Origin of the sequence: Phaeobacter sp. JH20_08 (assembly GCF_048056635.1) — a bacterium.
Lineage (GTDB): Bacteria > Pseudomonadota > Alphaproteobacteria > Rhodobacterales > Rhodobacteraceae > Phaeobacter > Phaeobacter bryozoorum.
Genome location: NZ_JAYMVV010000011.1, coordinates 190,426 through 206,918, shown reverse-complemented (window position 1 = coordinate 206,918; position 16,493 = coordinate 190,426). Strand labels below are relative to the sequence as shown.

The 16,493-nt window shown below is 59.5% G+C and carries 17 protein-coding genes and 2 pseudogenes; 9 read left to right on the top strand and 10 right to left on the bottom strand.

Going from position 1 to position 16,493, the window contains the following annotated elements; genetic code table 11:
* Positions 1-188 precede the first annotated feature (188 nt).
* Positions 189-785 carry a TetR/AcrR family transcriptional regulator gene (locus VWY75_RS11540; RefSeq protein ID WP_416538984.1) on the bottom strand — a complete coding sequence of 199 codons (597 nt, stop codon included), beginning with the start codon at positions 783-785 and terminating at the stop codon, positions 189-191.
* A gap of 124 nt (positions 786-909) precedes the next feature.
* Here VWY75_RS11540 and VWY75_RS11535 point away from each other — a divergent pair, with 124 nt between their 5' ends.
* On the top strand, positions 910-1,329 hold the full coding sequence (locus VWY75_RS11535) for a DUF4345 domain-containing protein (protein WP_416538983.1): 420 nt from the start codon (positions 910-912) through the stop codon (positions 1,327-1,329).
* A 94-nt stretch (positions 1,330-1,423) separates the two neighbouring features.
* Positions 1,424-1,978, top strand: a pseudogene (locus tag VWY75_RS11530) (IS5 family transposase); the annotation flags it as partial.
* Between the two features lie 32 nt (positions 1,979-2,010).
* Here the strand turns inward: VWY75_RS11530 and VWY75_RS11525 are convergent.
* The gene (locus VWY75_RS11525; RefSeq protein WP_416541681.1) at positions 2,011-2,289 is read right to left on the bottom strand and encodes a hypothetical protein; all 279 of its coding nucleotides are present in this window, start codon (positions 2,287-2,289) and stop codon (positions 2,011-2,013) included.
* Positions 2,290-2,314: 25 nt separating this feature from the next.
* A pseudogene (locus VWY75_RS11520) lies at positions 2,315-2,581 on the bottom strand (M24 family metallopeptidase); the annotation flags it as partial.
* On the opposite strand from VWY75_RS11520, the gene VWY75_RS11515 reads away from it, so the two are divergent.
* Genes VWY75_RS11515 through VWY75_RS11500 form a run of 4 tightly spaced genes read left to right on the top strand, consistent with a single transcriptional unit; the run spans position 2,470 to position 4,609 of the window.
* Entirely contained in the window at positions 2,470-2,811 is a 342-nt protein-coding gene (locus VWY75_RS11515) for an NAD(P)-binding domain-containing protein (protein ID WP_416539170.1), read from the top strand. The pseudogene VWY75_RS11520 and the gene VWY75_RS11515 overlap by 112 nt on opposite strands.
* A gap of 30 nt (positions 2,812-2,841) precedes the next feature.
* Positions 2,842-3,258, top strand: coding sequence for an NAD-binding protein (locus tag VWY75_RS11510; protein ID WP_416538982.1), 417 nt, complete (start codon positions 2,842-2,844; stop codon positions 3,256-3,258).
* A gap of 12 nt (positions 3,259-3,270) precedes the next feature.
* Positions 3,271-3,717, top strand: coding sequence for a ThuA domain-containing protein (locus VWY75_RS11505; RefSeq protein WP_416538981.1), 447 nt, complete (start codon positions 3,271-3,273; stop codon positions 3,715-3,717).
* A 37-nt stretch (positions 3,718-3,754) separates the two neighbouring features.
* Positions 3,755-4,609 carry a fumarylacetoacetate hydrolase family protein gene (locus VWY75_RS11500; protein WP_416538980.1) on the top strand — a complete coding sequence of 285 codons (855 nt, stop codon included), beginning with the start codon at positions 3,755-3,757 and terminating at the stop codon, positions 4,607-4,609.
* Positions 4,610-4,631: 22 nt separating this feature from the next.
* Here VWY75_RS11500 and VWY75_RS11495 read toward each other — a convergent pair whose 3' ends face one another.
* From VWY75_RS11495 to VWY75_RS11465, 7 genes are all read right to left on the bottom strand, one after another.
* Positions 4,632-6,299: an acyl-CoA synthetase gene (locus tag VWY75_RS11495; RefSeq protein WP_416538979.1), complete on the bottom strand. Its 1,668-nt coding sequence runs from the start codon at positions 6,297-6,299 to the stop codon at positions 4,632-4,634.
* Between the two features lie 3 nt (positions 6,300-6,302).
* On the bottom strand, positions 6,303-7,103 hold the full coding sequence (locus tag VWY75_RS11490) for an enoyl-CoA hydratase (protein WP_416538978.1): 801 nt from the start codon (positions 7,101-7,103) through the stop codon (positions 6,303-6,305).
* Between the two features lie 23 nt (positions 7,104-7,126).
* Complete coding sequence (locus tag VWY75_RS11485; RefSeq protein WP_416538977.1) at positions 7,127-7,576, bottom strand: OsmC family protein; 450 nt, start codon at positions 7,574-7,576, stop codon at positions 7,127-7,129.
* Positions 7,577-7,603: 27 nt separating this feature from the next.
* Positions 7,604-8,743: a glycine cleavage T C-terminal barrel domain-containing protein gene (locus tag VWY75_RS11480; protein WP_416538976.1), complete on the bottom strand. Its 1,140-nt coding sequence runs from the start codon at positions 8,741-8,743 to the stop codon at positions 7,604-7,606.
* 140 nt (positions 8,744-8,883) lie between these two features.
* The gene (locus VWY75_RS11475; protein WP_416535161.1) at positions 8,884-9,399 is read right to left on the bottom strand and encodes an Lrp/AsnC family transcriptional regulator; all 516 of its coding nucleotides are present in this window, start codon (positions 9,397-9,399) and stop codon (positions 8,884-8,886) included.
* A gap of 509 nt (positions 9,400-9,908) precedes the next feature.
* Positions 9,909-10,187, bottom strand: a complete 279-nt coding sequence (locus VWY75_RS11470) for an NfeD family protein (protein WP_340545934.1) — start codon at positions 10,185-10,187, stop codon at positions 9,909-9,911.
* The gene (locus VWY75_RS11465; protein ID WP_340545933.1) at positions 10,184-11,077 is read right to left on the bottom strand and encodes an SPFH domain-containing protein; all 894 of its coding nucleotides are present in this window, start codon (positions 11,075-11,077) and stop codon (positions 10,184-10,186) included. The genes VWY75_RS11470 and VWY75_RS11465 overlap by 4 nt, the downstream gene beginning before the upstream one ends.
* A 365-nt stretch (positions 11,078-11,442) precedes the next feature.
* On the opposite strand from VWY75_RS11465, the gene tgt reads away from it, so the two are divergent.
* The 3 genes from tgt (at position 11,443) to lon (ending at position 16,329) form a co-directional block, all read left to right on the top strand.
* Positions 11,443-12,573 carry a tRNA guanosine(34) transglycosylase Tgt gene (tgt, locus tag VWY75_RS11460; protein ID WP_416538975.1) on the top strand — a complete coding sequence of 377 codons (1,131 nt, stop codon included), beginning with the start codon at positions 11,443-11,445 and terminating at the stop codon, positions 12,571-12,573.
* 437 nt (positions 12,574-13,010) lie between these two features.
* Positions 13,011-13,679, top strand: a complete 669-nt coding sequence (locus VWY75_RS11455; protein WP_416538974.1) for a hypothetical protein — start codon at positions 13,011-13,013, stop codon at positions 13,677-13,679.
* A 235-nt stretch (positions 13,680-13,914) separates the two neighbouring features.
* Positions 13,915-16,329 carry an endopeptidase La gene (lon, locus tag VWY75_RS11450; protein WP_416535159.1) on the top strand — a complete coding sequence of 805 codons (2,415 nt, stop codon included), beginning with the start codon at positions 13,915-13,917 and terminating at the stop codon, positions 16,327-16,329.
* Positions 16,330-16,493 lie beyond the last annotated feature (164 nt).

Here is a 16,493-nt window from a genome sequence, read left to right as displayed (position 1 = left end):
TGAAAGCCACGGTCCGTCTAAGGTGCGGTATTGGGTGATTTCGGCGGGCCTGAGCCTATCACGGTTGGCCTGGGACAAGCTTGGGCTGGTCTCTCGGCGCCGCATCGCCTCAAGTATGCTACCGGCCCACTGTGTCTAATGCTGCTGATCGCATGGAAGTCTGTCTCATTCCGAAACTGCCTATCGGCTTATGCAACGACGCTTTTTAATAAACGTTCGGTCATCAGTGGTGCATCGACCCAAGGGTAATCAGGGATAGTGTTCATGCAAAGAGCAATGCCGATCATTCCCGATATGAGCGTGTCGGTCCTCACTTGAACATCGGCTGCGTCCGGAAGAACCTCTCGGATCAAATCTGAAAAGACTGCGAAATGTGCCAGGGTCTTCTCATCGCTCACGAAGGTACTGACATCCGCGCGGTTCACGTCGTTGGACATAAAGACAAGTCGAAAATGATCGGGATGATTGGTCCAATAGGCGACAAATGTTTGTGCCGCCGACTGCAACCGTTCATTTGGAGCAGCGATATCCGTTAGCGTCTTCCGGATTTCATCTGACATGTCCGATAGGACGTCCGCCCAAAGGTATCGCAGGATATCTGTCTTGCCCTCGAAATGCGCATAGATCGTCATCGGCGCGCATCCAACCTCCTTCGCCAGACGCCGGATTGAAATCGCTTCGAAGCCTTCTGCTTGGTAAATCTCAAGCGCGTGCTTCCCAATTTTTGCCTGGAATCCAAGGATATCGGTCTCGCTTCGGCGAGGTCTGCCAGCGCGTCTAGCCATGGTTGGACACTCCAATTTAACCTGGAACGCGTCCCAAATAAATATTGCAATGTCAAGTTTTCATTAATATGGAACGCGTACCAATTATTATTCAGCCTCAGCGCCAACCTCTAGGAGACATGAAATGAAGAAGATCAAACTACTGAACGCGGTCGTCGTGATCATTGGTGCCGTCATTGTCCTCCTAGGTTTGAACGTCGGCCTTGGCGGGATAAAGACACTGGGATGGCAATCGACACGTGATTTCGTTTCGATCACCGATGCGGCAGCATTCCATGCTCAAGATAGTCACATACGATTTATTGGTGGTGTCTGGTTTGGCGTCGGTGCTGTGTTCATGATCGGAGGTTTTGCAATGCGCCAGCTTCGCTCAACCTTGATCATTCTGTCGACGATGATCGCAGTTGCGGGTCTGTTCCGACTAAGCGCCATGGACACCGGCGGGGTATTCAGCGCTGCCATTGCCCCTTCGTTCGCCTTCGAGCTTGCTGGTTTTCCGCTACTTGCATGGTGGCTGATGGTGTCTGCCAAACGAGAGGCCTAGGGTCAGGATCAGAAGGTTTCTGCTGTAACGCGTGATTCACGGTTCCGAAAACGGAGCGGTGAATTGTCTGATTTTTTGGCTGACGGATGCGCAGATGGCGCGCTTTGAGCCCTTCTTTCCCAAGTTCCACGGCGAGCCCCGCGTTGATGGCCGACGTGTGTTGAGCGGAATATCTTTATCAACCGCAATGGGTTGCGCTGGTGCGATGCTCCTCGGGAGTACGGCCCGCATAAGTCTCTCTACAGCCGCTGAACGCGCTGGAGCGAGAAAGGCATCTTCGCGCGGATGATGGCGGGGCTGGACGCCGGGCACGGCGAAGAACAGGCCGTGATGATCGACGCGACGTATCTAAAAGCCCACCGCACAGCGATCAGCATGGCCGCGAACTATAGAGGATAAGGAACTGATCCAGTGGATCAATTCCCCGACGAAGGGAGGTGCGGCCGCCTGATCCCTTGCCCGGCAGGGCATTGCGCAGCAATGTCCCGAGAGGGGGCGAACCAAGTGTAGAATGAACACCAAGCTGCATGCCATCTGCGACAGCCAGGGGACCCGCTCGATCTGTTCGTTACCGACGGTCAGGTGCGACTACATCGGCGCGAGGGCGCTGCTCAGTGGTCTCCCAAATGTCGATTGGCTGCTCGGGGATCCCCGCCCAGTGCAGACCGGACGGGGCTTTGTTCAATCGTTGATATCGTGGTCGAAGTGTTTCACCTGGCCTTTGGGGCCCCTGAAGAAGTGGCGCAAGACCAGCCAGGCGATCAGGGAGAGGGTGGCGTAGATCAGCAGCAGCACCGGCAGGGTGATGCTGCCTGCGGGGGGGGCGACCAGCAGCAGGGCCACCAGCACCGCGCCGACGGCAAAGCCTATCACGTCCTCGGCCCCGGCTTGATCCATATGGGAAAAGTCGGCGCATACAGCGGCAGCCCTGGTGCCCAACGCCCTGATCTTCATTCGCAAAGCCGAGTTCCTGGGCTGTTGGTCAAACCTCGACCACCTTGTCGGTGGAGACGCCGGGTTTGATCGTCGCGATGGAGGCATCAATCCATTCGCGCGCCTTCACATAGGCGTCATTCTGCCATGGGGTCGCGCGGCCGACGTTGAACCTGCGGTAGTAGCAGGTGCGATATCCCTGATAGGATTGCAGGATATCAAAGAAGGCCTGATTGCCGGGTCGGATCAAAATCCGAAGGCTGTCTGGCAGTGCAGACCCCTGCGGATCTGGCGGCGCGGGCTGACATCGTTGTGACGATGTTGGCCGATGGCGCGGCCTCTTATGCAGTGCATCTCGGACGCGGCGGATTGTTTGCCTCGACAGGCAGCGCGACCTTGGTGGAAATGGGCACGATGAGCCCTGACCACATCGCCGATCTGGTCGCAACGGCGCCAGAGAATATCCGGGTGATTGATGCGCCGGTTTCCGGGGCGACACAAGATGCTGCAAGTGCAGATCTGCTGGTCATGGTCGGCTGCCGTGATTAAGATGCTGATCTTGCGGCCGTATTCGATGCGGTGAGCCGACAAACCATCTATCTCGGTCAGTCCGGGGCAGGGGCTGTAATGAAACTGGCGGTGAATTCGCTGATCCACGGGATCATTCAGACGCTTACCGAAGCGATGACCCTGGCCGAAGCCTCCGGCATCACGTCTGAGCAGGCACTCGATGTGATCGCGGCCTCTGCGGCCTGTGCGCCAATGCTCAAATACCGGCGTCCGCTCTATCTGAACGAGGCAGATCACGATGTCACCTTTACCGTGGCACTGGCCCGCAAAGACATGGAGGTGACGCCACAGCTTGCAGATCGACGTGGCACTGCGATGCCGCAAGGCCGAACCACACTGGCCAAATTGATCGAGGCGGAAAAGGCAGGTTATGGCGCCCGCGATATGGCGTCGATATCGACCTACATGCGAAAGGATACACCATGAAAGCGGCGCTGTTTGTTGGCGGCTGGTTGGCACGGGCATATGGGGGATGCGTTCCGCGATCGCCCGACCTATCATTTCCTGATCGGCGGTCAGTTTGTGGCTCATCCCCCCGGATGGCCCGACAACCTGCAGCCGCGCGAAGACCATATTGATTACGATGTGACCATCTGCAAACCCGACGATCCGATTGTGCAAGACATTAAGAGTTTCCGCCTGACGACCGAGCAATACCATATGCTCGTCGATCCATCGAACGAGGTCCTGGCGACCACGACGTTTTCGGGCGATCATCTGTGGTGGATCGAAAGCACCGTGATCCCGGTTGTCTGGAAACGCCGCTGGGACAAGGGCCGGGTGTTCTATTGCTCAATCGGCCACGAGTTGGACGACCTGAAGGTGCCGCAAGTCACCGAGATTATCCGCCGTGGGGCCCTGTGGGCGGCACGTGGCGCTGCCTGATGACACGATATTCAAGTCATAATTATGAGGACACGATATGAAGCTTCTCCGCTACGGCGCGCCCGGCGCAGAAAAACCCGGACTTCTGGATGCGTCAGGCCGCGTGCGCGATCTGTCGGGCGTGGTCCCGGATATCTCTGGTGAGACATTGCGCCCCGCTGGCCTGAAGGCGCTGCACGGGCTGGACCCGGAAACGCTGCCGCTGGTTGACGGCACACCACAGGATGATCTGCGCCTTGGGGCCTGTGTCGGGAATATCGGCAAATTTGTCTGCATCGGCCTGAACTACGCCGATCACGCCGAAGAGGCGGGGATGCCAATCCCTGAAGAGCCCATCATCTTCAACAAATGGACCTCTGCGGTGGTCGGCCCGAATGATGACATTCAGGTCCCGCGCGGTTCGGTCAAAACCGATTGGGAGGTCGAATTGGGCGTCGTGATCGGCGAACCGGGATCTTATATCGACGAGGCCAACGCGATGGACCATGTCGCAGGGTTTTGTGTGATCAACGATGTGTCAGAGCGCGATTTTCAGCTCAATCGGGCAGGCACGTGGGACAAGGGCAAAGGCTGCGATACCTTTGGGCCAACAGGGCCTTGGCTCGTCACAGTCGATGAGATCGCAGACATGGACAACATGGGGATGTGGCTGGATGTGGATGGCAAACGCATGCAGACAGGATCAACCGCGACATTGATCTTCAAGATCCCGCACCTCGTGTCCTATTGCAGCCAGTTCATGAGCCTGCAGTCGGGGGATGTCATTTCAACCGGCACGCCTCCGGGCGTGGGGATGGGTCAATCCCCGCAGCGGTATCTGCACGGCGGAGAGGTTGTGACCTTGGGTATCAACGGATTGGGCGAGCAACGATCAAAGGTTTTGCCAGCCTGACAGGATCGCAATTGACACCGGCTTACTGAGCCGGTGTCATTTGACCTGCATGTGCGTTTTCCGCGATCTTCTGGGCCTGATCGCGCAAGATGAATTTCTGGATCTTGCCGGTTGACGTGCGCGGGATCGGCATGAACACGAACTGTCCGGGCACCTTGTAGGGCGCAAGCTGGTCCTTGCACCACGCGCGCAGTGTGGCGGCATCCACATGTTCACCTGTAGCCAGTTCCACAAAAGCACAGGGCGTTTCGCCCCATTTTTCGTGCGGCATGGCCACCACGGCAGCAATCGCGACGGCGGGGTGACGATAAAGCGCTTCTTCCACCTCAATGGACGAAATATTCTCGCCGCCCGAAATGATGATATCCTTGGAGCGATCCTTCAGCTGAATATAGCCGTCCGCGTGCCGCACGCCGAGATCGCCGGAATGGAACCAGCCGCCTGCAAAGGCCTCTTGGGTGGCTGTGGGATTGCGGAAATACCCCTTCATGACGACGTTGCCGCGAAACATCACCTCGCCCATGGTTTTCCCGTCGCGCGGCACGGGCAGCATGGTGTCCGGGTCCAGCACATCCAATCCTTCCAGCGGCAGATAGCGCACGCCTTGGCGCGATTTCAGCTTTGCCTGCTCGGCGGGCGGCAGATCGGACCAGTCCTGATGCCAGTCATTCACCACGGCAGGGCCGTAGGTTTCAGTCAGCCCATAGAGATGCGTGACATCAAAGCCTGAGGTTTTCATATCCGCCAGCAGCTTCTCCGGCGGCGGGGCGGCAGCGGTAAAGAATTGCACGGTATGATCAAGTTGGCGCTTTTCGGTCTCCGGCGCCGAGATCATCAAAGACATGACAATGGGCGCGCCGCACAGGTGGGTGACGTGCTCATCTGCCAAAGCGGCCCAGATTGGTTCTGCCCGCACCTGACGCAGGCAGACATGGGTGCCGATGATCGCTGACAGCGTCCATGGGAAACACCAGCCATTGCAGTGGAACATTGGCAGCGTCCACAGATAGACCGCATGTTTCGCCATCGACGTCGTCAGCGCATTGCCCTGCGCCAGCAGATAGGCCCCCCGGTGGTGCGAAACCACACCCTTTGGATCGCCTGTCGTCCCCGATGTGTAGTTGATCGAAATCGCGTCCCATTCATCCAGCGGCATCAGCCAGTCGAATTCAGGATCGCCCGTCGACAGGAAGGCCTCGTAATCCTGCGCATCTGCCTCGGTAACGGATCCGCAGAATTCAGCGTCGTCGTATTGGATGACAAGCGGGCGCACTGTTGCCAGCGCCAGCGCATCCTGCATCAAGGGCATGAATTCGCGGTCTACGATGACGATTTTGCACATGGCATGGTCCAGCTGGAACGCCATCACCGAGGCATCTAGCCGGGTGTTCACGGAATGCAGGACCCCGCCACACATGGGAACACCGTAGTGGCATTCCAGCATTGCGGGCGTATTGGCCAGCAAGGCCGACACCGTGTCACCGCGCCCGATGCCTTGCTGTGCCAAAGCAGAGGCCAGCTGACGTGATCGTGCATAAAACGCCGCATAATTGCGCCGCAACGGGCCATGCACGATCGCAGTGTGATCAGGAAAGACCGAGGCCGCGCGTTCCAGAAATGTTAGCGGCGTCAGTGGCTGATGGTTTGCAGGATTGCGGTCCAGATCGGTATTATAGGGGTTTGCGGTCATGGCTCAAGCGTCCTGCCATTGGGGCGCGCGCTTTTCGATGAAGGCACCAATGCCTTCTTCGGCGTCTTGCGCTAGCATGTTATCGACCATCACAGCAGAGGCGTAATCGTAGGCATCGGGCAGCGACATCTCGCGCTGGGCGTAATAGGCGCGTTTGCCGGTTGCCAGCGTCATGCTGGATTTTGACGCAATCTTGCGCGCCAACTCCATCGTTACCGTTTGCAACGCGTCAGGTGCCGCGACGCGGTTCACAAGGCCGATTTCGGCGGCCCGCGCGGCTGAGGTTATGTCACCGGTCAGCAGCATTTCCATCGCGTGTTTGTCCGCCACATTGCGCGACAGCGCCACCATCGGGGTCGAGCAGAACAACCCGATGTGAACACCCGGTGTGCTGAACCCGGCGCTGTCCGCCGCAATGGCCAGATCACAGCTTGCGACCAGCTGGCAGCCTGCGGCCGTTGCAATGCCTGTGACCTCAGCGATGACGGGTTTGGGGCAATTCACGATGCCTTGCATCACGCCTGCGCACATCGCCATGACATGGGCAAAATAGGCTTTACCACCATCTCCGTTCAAACGCCCAGCGGTCATTTCCTTGAGGTCATGGCCTGCACAAAACGCAGGGCCATTGGCCGCCAGGACAATGACCCGCACATTCGGATCGGTCCCGGCGGCTGCAAACGCAGCACCGAGTTCCGCCAGCATCGCCTCGGACAAGGCATTGCGCCGACGCACGTCGTTCAAGGTCAGGCGCAATATTCCGGTCCCGTCCAGAACGCGCAGCAGGATGTCAGATGTGGTCACGGGGGGTATCCCTTATTCGAGCGCTAAAGAATGTTGATTTCGACACTGTCGGCGAGGGTGTTCGCAATAAAGCAGTAGCGGTGCGCGCGGTCCTGCATCTGCGCGAGTTCGGCGTCGCCCACCGTAAAGCCGGTGTCAAAACGCACCACCGGATGCAGATCAATCCGCGTTACCGACATCTGGCCCTTGGGGTTCTTGCCCAGATGGGCCTCGGCATAATCGTGGTAGCTGGCCACCGGCCAGCGCGCCTTTGCGGCCAGCGCAAGAAAGGTCATCATATGGCAGCTCGACAGCGCCGAGGCGAGGGCCTGTTCGGGGTTTGTGTTCTCCGGGTTTCCGCCCCAATCAGGGGCGGAATCGACCAGCAGGTCATAGCGGTTGTTGTATTGCACGGTGTGCTCGTTCGAATAGGCACCGGTTTGCAATACGGGCGCTGCGCGCTGCCAGTGCAGCTCAATCGCGAGATCTGACATTTCGGTATTCTTTCATGTAGCAGGACGTTAAGCGGCAGCGATCTGTTTTTTGGGATCATAGAACGGGCGCTCGCAGATTGTTGCGCGGACGGGGCCGGATTTGGTGACGACCTCAACCTGTGCACCGATGTTGGCGTGTTCCGCTGACACCATGGCCAAGGCGATGTTCTGCTCCAAACGCGGGGAATAAACCGCAGAGGTGACCTTGCCGATTGCTTCGCCACCCGAATTGATGTCCCAGAATGTCGTGTTGGGACCCGCAAGAGGATCGCCGTCGATGATCAGGCCGATCTGCTTACGGCTGACACCTTCGTCCCTGATACGGCGCAACGCGGCCTTGCCGATGAAATCAGCCTCCATGTCGAGGTTCACCAACCGGTCAAACCCAAGCTCAAAGGGGTTGGTGCCCATGTCGGCATCCGCGTGATACGACAACATCCCACCTTCGATGCGGCGGATGGAGGATGTGTGGCCGGGCTTGAGGCCAAATTCCAGACCGGCTGCCATAATGGTTTCCCACAGCAGATCGCCTTTGGAACCGTCGCGCAGGTAGATTTCATAGCCCAGCTCGCTGGACCAGCCGGTGCGCGACACGATCAGCGGGATGCCGTTCAGCTCGACTTCGCGCAGCCAGTAGTAGCGCAGGTCCATGATCCCGTCGCCAAACAGCGCGCGCATGATCTCGCCGGATTTGGGGCCTTGCAATTGCAGCGGCGAGACATCCGGCTCACCAATCGTGACATCAAGACCCGCGTTGATCGCAACCCCCTGCGCCCAAAGAAGAATGTCGCTATCAGCAAGAGAGATCCAGAAATGGTTCTCGGCAAGACGCAGCAGGACCGGATCGTTCAGAATGCCGCCGTCGGCATTGGTGATCAGGATGTATTTGCACTGGCCGACCGCCATCTTCGACAGATCGCGGCAGGTCAGCATCTGGGTGAATTTCGCCGCGTCAGGACCGGTGATTTCAACCTGCCGTTCAACGGCCACATCACAAAGTATCGCGTCATTCACGAGGTTCCAGAAGTTCTGCTCGGGATCACCGAAATCGCGCGGGATATACATGTGGTTGTAGACGGAGAACCCCTGCGCGCCCCAACGCACTGTCGCGTCAAAATAGGGCGACTTGCGGATCTGTGTGCCGAAACCGAAATCATCTGCTTGCATTGGAACTACCTCCCGTTTTGTCCCCGACCGCTTTGATCGGAGACTGTCAAAACCTTTGCGAGATGTAGTCCAGGAGAGGCGGCGAAAGTGGTCCGAAGATTATCACTTCTCAGACCATTCAGGCCGTTTGCGGGGCCATATCAGGACCGATTGGGCCAGAGCGGCAATTTCGGATTTGCAGCGGCCAATTTCGAGAGGTTCGGCAAAGCTGATTTCACTTGGCGCGTGGCAAAATGGGTCATGTAGCGGTCAATGCCGAGGTCTTCGGCATGGAAATCTTCCATCAGGTCTTGAAACGCGGCGAGGCTGGGGCTGATGATCTTCATGATGTAATCGACCCCACCACCGGTGGCGATGCAATCAATGATCTCATCCCGGCTGTCGAGAAAAGCTTCAAAGCGCTCAAAATCAGCCTTTCGATGACGGCTGAGGGAAACCGTCACAATCACCTGCGCGAAATCTGCGAGCCGCTCCAGCGCGATATCGGCATGATAGCCGCGAATGTATCCGCCCGCTTTCAACCGGGTCAGCCGCGCCCAGCAGGGGGTCGCGGAAAGACCGCTCAGCTCTGCCAGCTTGGCCTTGCTCAACTGCCCATGCTGCTGGAGCGCGCTGAGAATGCGGATGTCTGCTGCATCAAGGGCAAGTCTCTTCATTCGCTCTGGTCTTTCCTTGTGTGGATGCGCGGTCATATGACCGACGATCACATGCTAGATTAGGATATCCCTACCTGAAAGCCCTCCGTCAGCTCAGTGGCTTTGCGACCGAAATGAGCGCGACCACGTCCAGCTGATCGGCGTTGTCCGCCAATAGGGGGCATATCTCCGTTTGATATCAGCATGTCGCGGGTAGACGTTTCGCAACGGCAGAGCAGGCCGACCCGGAGCAGAAAAAGGTTTCGAGCCGCAGCCGGATCGCAGTTGCATAACATCCGATCGCAGACTGGACGCTGGACAGGATTTGCAGAGAGGAGAGTCTTGCAAGACAACATAGCCTCTGGCCGCTTCGGACGCTGTGTTGCGTTCCAGCAGGGGAGACGGGCGCCAGCTCCGAATGTCGCTATCTATACACTGCTGAGCTTGACGGTTGCGGCTGTTGTATTGGATTGCGGGACTGGTGAGGCTAGGGGGGATCCCCGCCCAGTGTAGACCGGACGGGGCTTTGTTCAATCGTTGATATCGTGGTCGAAGTGTTTCACCTGGCCTTTGGGGCCCTTGAAGAAGTGGCGCAAGACCAGCCAGGCGATCAGCGAGAGGGTGGCGTAGATCAGCAGCAGCACCGGCAGGGTGATGCTGCCTGCGGGGGTGGCGACCAGCAGCAGGGCCACCAGCACCGCGCCGACGGCAAAGCCGAGGAACATGAAGCCCGGCGCCAGCACCTCGACGATGGCGAGGCCGATGGCAATCGCGATCCAGACCCACCAGACCGAGAGCAGGGCCGTCATTTTCCGGCCCCTTTCAGCATGTTGAAGGCGTTGCCGAAGGCCTCAATCGCATTGGCGGGCACCAGGATGGTCTGTTTGCCTTCACCTGCGCCAAGGGCATTGAGCGCCTCGACCTGTTTCAGGGCCACCTGATATTGCGCGGCCTCCAGACCGTTTTCGGCAATGGCTTTGGCGACTACCCCGGTGGCATAGGCCTCGGCATCGGCCTGAATGCGGCGGGCCTTGGCGATCTGCTCGGCGGCGTAGAGCTCGGCGTCGGCGGCCAGTTCCACCGCGCGTTTCTGGCCCTCGGCCTTGGTCACCTCGGCGCGGCGGGCGCGCTCGGCGTTGAGCTGCTGCAGCATGGCGTCGCGGGTGGCCTGATCGAGGTTCACGTCGAGGATCTCGGCGCGGGTCACTTCGATGCCCCAGTCGTCAACGGCGCTTTCGACCAGATGCTGGATCTGACCGATCAGCTGCGAGCGGTTCGACTGCACCTCATCCAGGTCCATCTTGCCGATCTCGGCGCGCACGATGCCGGCCACGGTGGTGGCAATGGCGCCGTCAACGTCGCGGATCCGATAGACGGTCTTTTCCGGTTCCAGAATGCGGTAGAACACCGAGGTGTCGATCTGCACCAGCACGTTGTCCTTGGTGATGGCGTCCTGGCTGGCGTTGGGCAGCTGGCGTTCCAGGATCGAGACCTTATGGGCGACGGAGTCGAGCAGCGGGACGATGAAGTTGATGCCGGGGCCAAGCACCGCATGCAGGCGGCCAAAGCGTTCGACCACGTATTTTTCGGACTGCGGCACGATACGGACGCCCTTGAGGATCAGGATGATCAGGAAGATCGCGCCCAGGATATAGATGATGTTCTGCGTCAGCAGGCTCAGCAGGAGTTCTTCGGTCATTATGCCTCGCAATAAATTTGTATGCTATGGTATGCAGTTGGGGGTCGTGGACCCGGGATTCAAGCGTGGGGGGACGGCGCCCCGTTCTTCTTCTCTATGGCGTGTGCGGTGGTGGCAGGCAAGGGGAACGGCCCCGTCTGCGACGCATCCGTGGCAAGCGGGCTGGGGGCTGGCTAGCGCTGCCGGGGCTTTGGCGCGGGCTGCGGTCATGCAGGCTTGAAAACCGCGCCGGGATAAGGCACATCCGGCAGGCTCTGCCGGTATGGTCCCGGATCGCGGCGGAGCAGGGTTCAGGTGGCAGATGATCCCGTAGGAAATTCCCCGCAGCGGCGGGACCACGCACAAGACAGCCCAAGGAAGAGAACATGGCGCCGAAAATCTCATTTGACCTGAAAGCCACCGATGGCAAGGCCCGCACCGGTGTCATCAATACGCCGCGCGGCGAGATCCGCACGCCTGCGTTCATGCCCGTGGGCACGGCCGCAACAGTGAAGGCAATGCTGCCGGAGAGCGTGCGTGCGACCGGGGCGGATATCTTGCTGGGCAATACCTATCATCTGATGCTGCGCCCCACGGCAGAGCGGATCGACCGTCTGGGCGGATTGCACAAATTCATGAACTGGGAGCGGCCGATCCTGACGGACTCGGGCGGGTTTCAGGTGATGTCGCTGGCGGGTCTGCGCAAGCTGACGGAAAAGGGCGTGACCTTCAAAAGCCATATCGACGGATCCAAACATGAGCTGACGCCGGAACGGTCGATGGAAATCCAGCGCCTGCTCGGTTCGGACATCGTGATGTGTTTCGACGAATGTCCGGCGCTGCCTGCCGACCGCGACCGGATCGCCGAGTCGATGCGCCTGTCGATGCGTTGGGCGGAGCGCTCGCGCGAGGCCTTTGGCGACCGTCCGGGCCATGCGCTGTTCGGCATTATGCAGGGCGGGCTGGAGCAGGATCTGCGCGAAGAAAGCGCCGAGGCGCTGAAGAAGATCGGATTCGAGGGCTATGCGGTTGGCGGCCTGGCAGTGGGCGAGGGGCAGGAGGCGATGTTTGACTGTCTTGATTATGCGCCCGGTTTCCTGCCTGAGGACAAGCCGCGCTATCTGATGGGGGTGGGCAAGCCTGATGATATCGTCGGTGCGGTGGCCCGTGGTATCGACATGATGGACTGCGTGCTGCCATCGCGCTCGGGTCGCACGGGGCAAGCGTTTACCCGCTACGGTGTGGTCAATATCAAGAACGCCCGCCACCAGGATGACCCACGCCCGCTGGATGAGCAGTGCAGCTGCCCGGCGTGTTCGAACTATTCGCGCGCCTATCTGCACCATGTGTTCCGCAGCAACGAGATGATTTCGGGGATGCTGCTGACCTGGCATAACCTGCATTACTTCCAGGAAATCATGGGCGGCATGCGGGACGCGATTGCTGCGGGCACCTTCGAGGCCTGGCAGAAGGATTTCCACGACACCCGTGCCGAAGGCGATATTGAGCCATTGTAGGGGCCAGCAAGGGGGATGCGCCCGGATTGTCGAAAACTTGAGCGAATGTTCATCGGCGGGTCCTGCCCTGAACACGTTTGCGCCACAAATCAGCGGTGATCTGTCAATCAGGTACTGATGACCAACGTGGAGAGATCCGATGAATGAGACGGCTTCAACTGGACTTGCGCATTGTTCGCTGATGATTTTGCTGGCGGCGGGCGTTGCTGTTTTTGCGCTTTTGGACCATGGCGGATCCTATGGGGAGCAGCCGGGGTCGCTGGCGCACCTGACGTCGGCCGCGCAGCGGTAAGGATTGCCGGAGCGCGACTGCACCCAAGGAAACGGCCTGATGTCGTGCGCTTTTTGCTGCGATCTTTGGTAGGGATGATCCCGGTCCGCGTTCACCGGTTATGAAGACCTCGCTGCTAGATTCCGCCAAAACGGGAAGGGGCGCGATGAGCTGGTTTCAGGCATGGGGGAGCGTGGTGCTGCTGGGCGGCCTTGTGGCTGCCTCTGGCGCTGTGGCGCAGTCGGATCAGGCAGCTAAGGCGCCGGGGTCGCTGGCCGAGGCCTCCAGTTTTTTCAAGGCACCACCGCTTGATGGCTGCCGGATCGCATTTGACGATCTGATCAAGGGCGGCTCCAAAGCGCTGCGGGGCCAGTGGTTTGTGCAGAAGGGGCCGGGGGAGACCGGGCTGCCGGTTGGCGGCCGCGTCGATATGCAACCGCTGCCGCAGCGCGCGGGTGAGGTGCTGACACTGAGATTTCGCAATGGCCGTCTGGTGGCGGATTCTGCCGTGTCCGGGGTGATCCCCGTCGGCGTGCTGGACCGGGCGCCACCTGAGCCGGGCACGGGGCTGAGGGCCGAAAGCGTCGGCCGCGGCGATCTGGCGGATGGTGCGGAGGTCTTCCTCGATGAGCTGGGCGTGGGGCGGCTGCCCTGCGGGGTGGACCAGATGCTGCAACTGAGGCTGCAATCAGAACGCGACACCGGCACCGGAGACGTGTTGCGGCAGGATATCCGTCTGTTCCTGATTGATCAGACCCGGATGAGCGGCACCTACCGCGAAACCGGACCGGGTGGGCGGCTGGAACGCGGGGTGATCACCCTGATGCGGCGCTGATGCTGCGGGTCAGGTCATCGGCGGAGGCTGCCGCGCGCGGCCTTCACCATTTGCTCACCCTAGCTGCATTTGCGCCCTTGTGGTCCGGGCGCGCTGCGGGCAATGTGACACCAAACATTGAGGCACGGCGGTTGAAATCCCAACACCGCTGCACCAGATAAACAGCCAATGAGGAGACGCGCCGAAGCTGCCGATAATCGGGGCGGGGGCGTCTTGCCAAACCAAAGGACCGAGTATGCAAGAGCCACTCAATTCATCCTACCCCGTCCTGCCGCTGCGCGATATCGTTGTGTTCCCGCATATGATCGTGCCGCTGTTCGTCGGGCGGGAAAAATCGGTGCGTGCCCTGGAAGAGGTGATGACCGACGACAAGCAGATCCTGCTGTCCAGTCAGATCGACCCGGCGGAAGATGATCCGCAATCCGATGGCATCTACAGTGTCGGCGTGCTGGCCAATGTGCTGCAGCTGCTGAAACTGCCCGACGGCACCGTGAAGGTGCTGGTCGAAGGTCATGCGCGGGTGAAAATCACCGAATATCTGGACAACGACAACTTCTTTGAAGCGCGCGCGGAGTATCTCAGCGAGATTCCCGGCGATGTCACCACCGTGGAGGCGCTGCTGCGCACGGTCGGCGATGAGTTCGAGCGTTATGCCAAGGTCCGCAAGAACATCCCGGAAGAGGCGCTGAGCGCCGTTGGCGAGACCACGGAACCGGCCAAGCTGGCCGATCTGGTCGCCGGTCATCTGGGGATCGAGGTCGACAACAAACAGGATCTTCTGGAAACCCTGTCGGTGAGCGAACGTCTGGAGAAGGTCTATGGCCTGATGCAGGGCGAGCTGTCTGTGCTGCAGGTCGAGAAGAAGATCAAGACCCGCGTCAAATCCCAGATGGAGAAGACCCAGCGCGAATATTATCTGAATGAGCAGATGAAAGCCATTCAGAAGGAGCTGGGCGACAGCGAGGACGGTTCTAACGAAGTCGCCGAGCTGGAAGCCAAGATTGCCGAGACCAAACTCTCCAAAGAGGCGCGCGAAAAGGCCGAGGCCGAGCTGAAGAAGCTCAAGAACATGTCGCCGATGTCGGCGGAAGCCACGGTTGTGCGCAACTATCTGGACTGGATTCTGGCCCTGCCCTGGGGCACCAAATCCCGCGTGAAGAAAGATCTGAGCCGGGCGCAGGATATTCTGGACGCCGATCACTACGGGCTTGAGAAGGTCAAGGAACGTATCGTCGAATATCTCGCGGTGCAGCAGCGCTCGGCCAAGCTGAAGGGGCCGATCCTCTGCCTTGTTGGCCCTCCGGGTGTCGGCAAGACCTCGCTGGGCAAATCGGTGGCCAAAGCAACCGGTCGCGAGTTCATCCGCATTTCGCTGGGTGGCGTGCGCGACGAGTCCGAGATTCGCGGTCACCGCCGGACCTATATCGGCTCCATGCCCGGTAAGATCATTCAGGCGCTGAAGAAGGCCAAGACCACCAACCCGCTGATCCTGCTCGATGAAATCGACAAGATGGGGCAGGATTTCCGGGGTGATCCGGCATCGGCGATGCTGGAGGTGCTGGACCCGGAACAGAACGCGACCTTCATGGACCACTATTTGGAAGTGGAATATGACCTGTCGAACGTGATGTTCCTGACCACCTCGAACAGCTACAACATGCCGGGGCCACTGCTGGACCGGATGGAGATCATTCCGCTGTCCGGTTACACCGAGGATGAAAAGCGCGAGATCGCCAAGCAGCACCTGATTTCCAAGCAGGTGAAGAACCACGGTCTGAAGGCCAAGGAATTCGAACTCACCGATGAGGCGCTGACCGAGATCATCCGCACCTATACCCGTGAGGCGGGGGTGCGGAATCTGGAGCGTGAGATCGCCAAGGTGGCGCGGAAATCGCTGACCAAGATCGTCAAGAAAGAGGCGGAGAGCGTTTCTGTCACGCCTGAGAATCTGGATGAATTCCTTGGGGTTGCGAAGTATCGCTATGGTCTCGCCGAGAAGGAAGATCAGGTCGGTGTTGTCACCGGTCTTGCCTATACTTCGGTCGGGGGTGAGCTGCTGAGCATCGAGGCGCTGCGCCTGCCGGGCAAGGGTCGGATGAAGACCACTGGCAAGCTGGGCGATGTGATGAAAGAGTCGATCGAGGCGGCTTCAAGCTATGTCCGCTCGATTTCGCCGCAACTTGGGGTGAAGCCGCCGAAATTCGACAAGCTGGACATCCACGTCCACGTGCCGGATGGCGCAACGCCGAAGGACGGCCCAAGCGCGGGTCTGGCCATGGTGACGGCGATTGTCTCGGTGCTGACTGGGATCCCGGTCCGCAAGGATATCGCCATGACCGGCGAGGTGACGCTGCGCGGCAATGCGACCGCGATTGGCGGTCTGAAGGAGAAACTGCTGGCCGCGCTGCGCGGTGGTATCAAGACGGTGCTGATCCCGCAGGAGAATGAGAAAGACCTGCCGGATATCCCGGATAACGTGAAGGAGGGGCTGGAGATCATCCCCGTCAGCCACGTCTCCGAGGTGCTGAAACATGCGCTGACCGATACGCCCGAACCCATCGAATGGGATGAGGCGGCAGAAGAGGCCGCCGCCGCTGCCAAGGCAGCATTGGGTGTTCCCGAGGATGGCGCCAGCGCCACCGCGCATTGATCCAGGCGACGGGTGCTACCCGTAAGCTGTTGAGATCAATCCGCAATAGGTAACAATAGATGGGCGTCCCTTATCCGGGGCGCCCATCTGCCTTATGTCCTGTGAGATGCGTTTGCGACCTTCTTGAAGCAGGCGAACTGTCGGTTCGTCGGCCGTGGGAAGAG